Genomic DNA, 6,000 nt, shown 5'->3' on the forward strand with positions numbered 1-6,000 from the left:
TAAGATCCCGTCATTTACTCCGGCTATGCTAGCTGTAAGAGCATTTCCTGGTTTCAAGGATGTAGTGTAGAATGCGGCGTTTTCGGATTAAAAAACGTCAGGCACAGAACAGTAGCCTCATGATACGCGTAAGGCATAATTAACTCTAAATATGAAGAATATACGTAACTTTTCAATCATCGCCCATATCGACCACGGTAAGTCTACGTTGTCTGACCGTATCATCCAGATTTGCGGTGGCCTTTCCGATCGTGAAATGGAAGCCCAGGTACTGGATTCCATGGATCTTGAGCGCGAGCGCGGCATTACCATTAAGGCGCAGAGCGTCACCCTGGATTATAAGGCCACCAACGGTGAGACCTACCAGCTGAACTTTATCGACACCCCGGGACACGTCGACTTCTCCTATGAAGTTTCGCGCTCTCTGGCCGCCTGCGAAGGCGCGCTGCTGGTTGTCGATGCCGGTCAAGGGGTTGAAGCCCAGACGCTGGCTAACTGCTATACCGCGATGGAAATGGACCTGGAAGTTGTGCCGGTCCTCAACAAAATCGACCTGCCTGCGGCCGATCCGGAACGCGTAGCGGAAGAAATTGAAGATATCGTCGGTATCGACGCCACCGACGCGGTGCGCTGCTCGGCGAAGACCGGCGTAGGCGTCCCGGACGTGCTGGAACGACTGGTGCGCGACATTCCGCCGCCGGAAGGTGACCCGGACGCTCCGCTGCAGGCGCTGATCATCGACTCCTGGTTCGACAACTATCTCGGCGTCGTCTCGCTGGTGCGTATTAAAAACGGCACCATGCGCAAGGGCGACAAGATTAAGGTTATCAGTACCGGACAGGTTTATAACGCCGATCGCCTCGGTATCTTTACGCCGAAGCAGGTCGATCGTACCGAGCTGAAGTGCGGCGAAGTTGGCTGGCTGGTGTGCGCGATTAAAGACATCCTCGGCGCGCCGGTGGGCGATACCCTGACCACTTCCCGTAACCCGGCTGACAAAGCGCTGCCTGGTTTCAAAAAGGTCAAACCGCAGGTGTACGCAGGCCTGTTCCCGGTTAGCTCTGACGATTACGAAAGCTTCCGCGATGCGCTGGGCAAACTGAGCCTCAACGACGCCTCTCTGTTCTATGAACCAGAAAGCTCGACGGCGCTGGGCTTTGGCTTCCGCTGCGGCTTCCTTGGCCTGCTGCATATGGAGATCATCCAGGAGCGTCTTGAGCGCGAATACGATCTGGACCTGATTACCACGGCGCCAACGGTGGTCTATGAAGTTGAGACGACGGCGAAAGAGGTTATCTACGTCGACAGCCCGTCCAAGCTGCCGCCGCTGAATAACATTTACGAGCTGCGCGAGCCTATTGCCGAGTGCCATATGCTGCTGCCGCAGGAGTTCCTCGGCAACGTCATCACCCTTTGCATCGAGAAGCGCGGCGTGCAAACCAACATGGTTTACCACGGCAAACAGGTTGCGCTGACCTATGAGATCCCGATGGCGGAAGTGGTCCTCGACTTCTTCGACCGGCTGAAGTCAACGTCTCGTGGCTACGCGTCGCTGGACTACAACTTCAAGCGCTTCCAGGCATCCAACATGGTGCGCGTCGATGTGCTGATCAACAGCGAGCGCGTTGATGCGCTGGCGCTGATTACCCACAACGATAACGCTCCGTACCGCGGCCGCGAGCTGGTAGAGAAGATGAAAGAGCTGATCCCGCGTCAGCAGTTCGATATCGCGATTCAGGCGGCAATCGGCAACCACATCATCGCCCGTGCTACCGTTAAGCAGCTGCGTAAAAACGTCCTCGCGAAATGCTATGGCGGCGACGTGAGCCGTAAGAAGAAGCTGCTGCAGAAGCAGAAAGACGGTAAGAAGCGCATGAAGCAAGTGGGTAACGTTGAGCTGCCGCAGGAAGCGTTCCTCGCCATTCTGCACGTGGGCAAAGACGGAAAATAACCATTAAGGAGTTGGCATGGCGAACATGTTTGCCCTGATCCTGGTGATCGCAACCCTGGTAACGGGGCTTTTATGGTGTCTGGATAAGTTTATCTTCGCACCGAAGCGTCGCGCAGGTCAGGCCGCAGCCCAGGAAGCGACCGCTGAAGGCCTGGATAAAACAACGCTGAAGAAGGTTGGCCCGAAACCGGGCTGGCTGGAAACGGGGGCCTCGGTGTTCCCGGTGCTGGCGATCGTGCTGGTGGTGCGTTCGTTTATTTACGAACCCTTCCAGATCCCGTCAGGCTCAATGATGCCGACGCTGCTGATCGGCGATTTTATTCTGGTCGAGAAGTTTGCTTACGGGATTAAAGATCCTATCTATCAGAAAACGCTGATCGAAACCGGGCATCCGAAGCGTGGCGATATCGTGGTGTTTAAATACCCGGAAGATCCGCGCCTCGACTACATCAAGCGCGCGGTGGGTTTACCGGGTGATAAAGTCACCTACGATCCGCTGACCAAGCAGGTCACTATCCAGCCGGGATGCAGTTCCGGACAGGCTTGCGGCAACGCGCTGCCGGTCACTTACTCTAACGTTGAGCCGAGCGATTTCGTCCAGACCTTCTCTCGCAGCAACGGCGGTGAAGCGACCAGCGGATTCTGGCAGCTGCCGAAGGGCGAGAGCAAGGCGGACGGCATCCGTCTGACCGAACGCAAAGAGACGCTGGGTGACGTTACCCACCGCATTCTGACCGTGCCGATTGCCCAGGATCAGGTGGGGATGTACTACCATCAGTCCGGTCTGCCGCTGGCGACCTGGATTGTGCCGCCGGGCCACTATTTCATGATGGGCGACAACCGCGATAATAGCGCGGATAGCCGCTACTGGGGCTTTGTGCCGGAAGCCAACCTGGTGGGTAAAGCCACGGCTATCTGGATGAGCTTCGAAAAACAGGAAGGCGAGTGGCCAACCGGCGTGCGTTTATCGCGCATCGGCAGCATCCACTAATTTCCCTGCCCGATTCACGCTGCCGCTGCAATATCGGCAGCGTGAATTATTTAATATTTAAATCCATCCAAACTAACGACATCCCCTGTCGTTGCGTATAGAATATCCCCCCGAAGTTTTGGTTGTCTCTCGTAAGAGTGACACTGCACACGAAACCGCGTTGGTTGTTTATTCTCTCAATAATTTGGGTTGCAGAAAGGCGACAAGCAAGCGCGCATGCAACGTGAAGTTGGCGAGAATGCTCAGGTCGGTTTCGTGTGCTGCATTTTTGACGCATTCATCTATTGGTAACGCATGAACCCCATCGTAATTAATCGGCTTCAACGGAAGCTGGGCTACACTTTTAATCATCAGGAGCTGTTGCAACAGGCATTAACTCACCGCAGTGCCAGCAGCAAACACAATGAGCGCCTGGAATTCTTAGGCGACTCTATTTTGAGCTTTGTGATCGCGAATGCGCTCTACCATCGTTTCCCTCGGGTTGACGAAGGCGATATGAGCCGCATGCGCGCGACGCTGGTACGAGGCAACACGCTGGCGGAAATCGCTCGCGAGTTCGAGCTGGGTGAGTGCCTGCGTCTGGGGCCGGGTGAATTGAAAAGCGGTGGCTTCCGTCGTGAATCGATTCTGGCAGATACCGTCGAAGCGTTAATTGGCGGAGTCTTCCTCGACAGCGATATTCAGAATATCGAACGTCTGATCCTCTCCTGGTACCAAACTCGTCTGGACGAAATTAGCCCGGGCGATAAGCAAAAAGATCCGAAGACCCGCCTGCAGGAGTATCTGCAGGGTCGCCATCTGCCGCTGCCATCTTATTTGGTGGTTCAGGTGCGCGGGGAAGCACACGATCAGGAATTTACTATCCACTGCCAGGTTAGCGGCCTGAGTGAACCGGTGGTCGGCACGGGTTCCAGCCGTCGCAAGGCGGAGCAGGCTGCCGCCGAACAGGCGCTGAAAAAGCTGGAGCTGGAATGAGCGAAGAAAAAAATTATTGCGGGTTTGTTGCCATCGTAGGCCGCCCGAACGTGGGTAAATCCACGCTGTTGAACAAGCTGCTTGGGCAGAAGATCTCGATTACTTCCCGTAAAGCGCAGACCACCCGTCACCGCATCGTCGGCATCCATACCGAAGGGCCGTATCAGGCAATCTACGTTGATACCCCGGGCCTGCATATGGAAGAGAAGCGGGCGATCAACCGCCTGATGAACAAAGCGGCGAGCAGCTCGATTGGCGACGTTGAGCTGGTGATCTTCGTGGTTGAAGGCACCCGCTGGACCGCGGACGACGAAATGGTGCTGGGCAAGCTGCGCGACGCCAGGGCGCCGGTTATTCTTGCGGTGAACAAAGTCGATAACGTGCAGGAGAAGGCCGATCTGCTGCCGCACCTGCAGTTCCTGGCAAGCCAGATGAACTTCCTCGATATCGTGCCGATTTCCGCGGAAACCGGGACTAACGTCGATACCATCGCCGGGATCGTGCGCAAGCATCTGCCGGAAGCGATTCATCACTTCCCGGAAGATTACATTACCGATCGCTCCCAGCGCTTTATGGCTTCTGAAATCATCCGTGAGAAGCTGATGCGCTTCCTCGGTGCCGAGCTGCCGTACTCCGTAACGGTAGAGATCGAGCGTTTCCAGACCAACGAACGCGGCGGTTATGATATTAACGGCCTGATCCTGGTTGAGCGCGAAGGTCAGAAGAAGATGGTTATTGGCAACAAAGGCGCCAAAATCAAAACCATCGGTATTGAAGCGCGTAAAGACATGCAGGATATGTTCGAAGCGCCGGTTCACCTCGAACTGTGGGTGAAGGTCAAATCCGGCTGGGCCGACGACGAGCGCGCGCTGCGCAGCCTCGGTTACGTTGACGACCTCTGAGTTTGCAACTCCATGGCTTTCGAGGTGCAGGCAGGCGGCAAGACCGCGAGTCTCCGGGAGCTTACTGGCGTAAGCGACCGGGGTGACTGGACGCAGCCGGCGCGCCGGCTACCTGAAAGACGACGAGTATGATGGAAGGCTGGCAGCGCGCTTTCGTCCTGCATAGCCGCCCGTGGAGCGAAACCAGCCTGATGCTGGACGTCTTCACGGAAGAGTCGGGCCGCGTGCGCCTTGTTGCCAAAGGCGCGCGTTCCAAACGCTCCAGCCTCAAAGGCGCTCTCCAGCCATTTACCCCCTTACTGCTCCGCTTTGGCGGCCGTGGCGAAGTCAAAACGCTGCGCAGCGCCGAAGCCGTTTCGCTGGCGCTACCGCTCAGCGGAATAACGCTCTACAGCGGCCTCTACGTCAACGAGCTGCTCTCCCGGGTGCTCGAACACGAAACTCGCTTCTCTGAACTCTTTTTCGACTACCTGCACTGCCTCCAGGCGCTCGCCGGCGCGAGCGGTACGCCGGAGCCGGCTTTACGCCGCTTTGAGCTGGCCCTGCTCGGGCATCTGGGCTACGGCGTCGATTTCCTGCACTGCGCCGGCAGCGGCGAAGCGGTCTCCGATACCATGACCTATCGCTACCGCGAAGAAAAAGGCTTTATCGCCAGCCTGGTTATTGATAACAACAGCTTTACCGGGCACCATTTGAAGGCGCTGGCTAACCGTGAATTCCCGGATAGCGATGCCTTACGTGCTGCCAAACGCTTTACCCGTATCGCCCTGAAGCCGTATCTTGGCGGCAAGCCGCTAAAGAGCCGGGAGCTGTTTCGCCAGTTTATTCCCGCCAGAGCGGCGCGAGCAGATAAAACAAATAATGAACAATGAGGATTGTCATGGCTGAATTACTGTTAGGGGTCAACATTGACCATATCGCTACGCTACGTAACGCTCGCGGCACGGCATACCCGGACCCGGTACAGGCCGCGTTTATCGCCGAGCAGGCCGGCGCCGACGGTATCACCGTGCATCTGCGTGAAGACCGCCGCCATATCACCGACCGCGACGTGCGCGTCCTGCGCCAGACGCTGGATACCCGCATGAACCTCGAAATGGCGGTGACCGAAGAGATGCTGGCGATCGCCTGCGAAACCAAACCGCATTTCTGCTGCCTGGTGCCGGAAAAGCGTCAGGAAG

The 6,000-nt window shown here is 56.7% G+C and carries 6 protein-coding genes; all 6 read left to right on the forward strand.

The genetic code is table 11. The features are described 5' to 3' along the window. Positions 1 to 151: 151 nt before the first annotated feature. On the forward strand, positions 152 to 1,951 hold the full coding sequence (lepA, locus tag PFH44_RS11585; RefSeq protein WP_045856386.1) for a translation elongation factor 4: 1,800 nt from the start codon (positions 152 to 154) through the stop codon (positions 1,949 to 1,951). 16 nt (positions 1,952 to 1,967) lie between these two features. Beyond that, complete coding sequence (lepB, locus tag PFH44_RS11590; RefSeq protein WP_045856384.1) at positions 1,968 to 2,942, forward strand: signal peptidase I; 975 nt, start codon at positions 1,968 to 1,970, stop codon at positions 2,940 to 2,942. A 294-nt stretch (positions 2,943 to 3,236) separates the two neighbouring features. Next, positions 3,237 to 3,917, forward strand: a complete 681-nt coding sequence (rnc, locus tag PFH44_RS11595; protein ID WP_041146753.1) for a ribonuclease III — start codon at positions 3,237 to 3,239, stop codon at positions 3,915 to 3,917. Then, positions 3,914 to 4,819, forward strand: coding sequence for a GTPase Era (gene era, locus PFH44_RS11600; protein WP_041146752.1), 906 nt, complete (start codon positions 3,914 to 3,916; stop codon positions 4,817 to 4,819). The genes rnc and era overlap by 4 nt, the downstream gene beginning before the upstream one ends. Positions 4,820 to 4,950: 131 nt before the next feature. Beyond that, entirely contained in the window at positions 4,951 to 5,691 is a 741-nt protein-coding gene (recO, locus tag PFH44_RS11605) for a DNA repair protein RecO (protein WP_041147718.1), read from the forward strand. Between the two features lie 8 nt (positions 5,692 to 5,699). After that, the coding region (locus PFH44_RS11610; RefSeq protein ID WP_283825064.1) for a pyridoxine 5'-phosphate synthase at positions 5,700 to 6,000 on the forward strand (301 nt) is incomplete at its 3' end.

The sequence above is a fragment of the Klebsiella sp. Ech2A genome, from assembly GCF_030078455.1.
Taxonomy (GTDB): domain Bacteria; phylum Pseudomonadota; class Gammaproteobacteria; order Enterobacterales; family Enterobacteriaceae; genus Klebsiella; species Klebsiella terrigena.

Bases quoted from the DNA above. Each gene is read 5' to 3' on its own strand.
- lepA (WP_045856386.1), top strand. From the start codon at position 152: ATGAAGAATATACGTAACTTTTCAATCATCGCCCATATCGACCACGGT.
- lepB (WP_045856384.1), top strand. From the start codon at position 1,968: ATGGCGAACATGTTTGCCCTGATCCTGGTGATCGCAACCCTGGTAACG.
- rnc (WP_041146753.1), top strand. From the start codon at position 3,237: ATGAACCCCATCGTAATTAATCGGCTTCAACGGAAGCTGGGCTACACT.
- era (WP_041146752.1), top strand. From the start codon at position 3,914: ATGAGCGAAGAAAAAAATTATTGCGGGTTTGTTGCCATCGTAGGCCGC.
- recO (WP_041147718.1), top strand. From the start codon at position 4,951: ATGGAAGGCTGGCAGCGCGCTTTCGTCCTGCATAGCCGCCCGTGGAGC.